Source organism: Flavobacterium micromati (assembly GCF_900129585.1).
In the GTDB taxonomy this organism is placed as follows: Bacteria; Bacteroidota; Bacteroidia; order Flavobacteriales; family Flavobacteriaceae; genus Flavobacterium; species Flavobacterium micromati.
This window is the reverse complement of the sequence record NZ_FQWF01000034.1, coordinates 1-1,288: the sequence shown is the minus strand read 5'-3', so window position 1 is coordinate 1,288 and position 1,288 is coordinate 1. Positions and strand designations below refer to the sequence as shown.

The 1,288-nt window shown below is 29.9% G+C and carries 3 protein-coding genes; 2 read left to right on the top strand and 1 reads right to left on the bottom strand.

The genetic code is table 11. The features are described from left to right. Positions 1 to 277, bottom strand: a 277-nt coding sequence (locus BUB42_RS16030; protein ID WP_170857248.1) for a transposase, incomplete at its 3' end; no start/stop codon positions are given. A 469-nt stretch (positions 278 to 746) separates the two neighbouring features. On the opposite strand from BUB42_RS16030, the gene BUB42_RS16025 reads away from it, so the two are divergent. Both BUB42_RS16025 and BUB42_RS16020 read left to right on the top strand, forming a co-directional pair. After that, positions 747 to 983 carry a hypothetical protein gene (locus BUB42_RS16025; RefSeq protein WP_073022173.1) on the top strand — a complete coding sequence of 79 codons (237 nt, stop codon included), beginning with the start codon at positions 747 to 749 and terminating at the stop codon, positions 981 to 983. Next, positions 973 to 1,194, top strand: a complete 222-nt coding sequence (locus BUB42_RS16020; protein WP_244533861.1) for a type II toxin-antitoxin system RelE/ParE family toxin — start codon at positions 973 to 975, stop codon at positions 1,192 to 1,194. The genes BUB42_RS16025 and BUB42_RS16020 overlap by 11 nt, the downstream gene beginning before the upstream one ends. The last annotated feature ends 94 nt before the right edge of the window (positions 1,195 to 1,288 follow it).

The window sequence follows — 1,288 nt, the reverse complement described above, 5'->3', positions numbered from 1 at the left end:
ATTTTATTTTTTCTAAAATTTTTGAAGCTGTGAATTTTTTAAAATCTCGAAGCAAACCAGATAAATCTCCATCGCCAGATTGCACAATCATGTGTATATGATTGCTCATAATGACATATCCATATAAAACCATAGCCTTATCTCTTATGCAGAAATCCAAGCATGCTACAACTACATCTCTGTAGCTTGTTCTTGTAAAAACATCAACCCAATCTACAACGGTTGCCGTTATGAAATGTGGTAAAGTTTGGTCTCTTATTTTGTAGCCATCTGACATCGCTTTTTTATCAAATATAACCATTTTTTTTATTATAATTAACTGCTTGTGTTTGTTGCTTATTGGAATGGGTGCGAAGTCAGAGACATTCGCACAGTAGCCTAGACTTTTAAGAACTTTTACTTTTTAAAGAACACTTCGTAGAGGTGGTGTTAAGAATTTTTCAAGAAGCGGTATTTCTGAAAAGCCGTTTTCTTACTTTTTGATCTGTTTTTTATAAATATAGGTGATTTGATTCAGAAATTATGTGGTGTAAATTGAGATTTTTTTTGTTTCAATATATGCAAACCACTCAAAAAAGTTTAAAGCAAATATTTATAATCAAAGTAAGAAATTATTACTTGTACTTTGTAATTAATGAAAAATGATTAAATTTGTTATTCACTAAATAAAACATTTTGTAAAACATACTTTGGTGATTTTATAACTTAAAAGAAAATTCAACAATTAGTGCTATAAAAAAATATAAATGGAAACTACATCTATTGCTTTACTGGTACAAAAACTTAAAAACGCTCCTCAAAGTGTTTTAGAACGTGTTATTGGTTATGTTGATGCGCTTGTGGAACCTACAACAAACTCCAAGCCTTATATCCTGTCTAAAAAACAACAACAAATTTTAGATAACCAACTCAACTCCGACAAAACTAATTATACTGATGCCGAAACACTTTATACTGATCTAAAAAGCAAGTATGAATTATAAGATTGTCGTTTCGCCTATTGCTTCTAAAAATATTGAAGATGCGGTTGCATATTACATTGAAAAAACTACCAAAAAAGTAGCTCTTGATTTTTTAAAAGAGTACAGAAAAACATACAAGGGGTTACAATCAAACCCTTTTTACCAGTTTCACGATAACAATTATCGGTTTTTATCTTTTGATAAATTTCCGTATATCGTTTTTTTATTGTAGACGAACCAAGCAAAACCGTTTTCTTGAACGCTGTATTTCATACTTCACAAAATCCTGATAAATACCCTGTTAGATAACATAAAAAAACCGACCT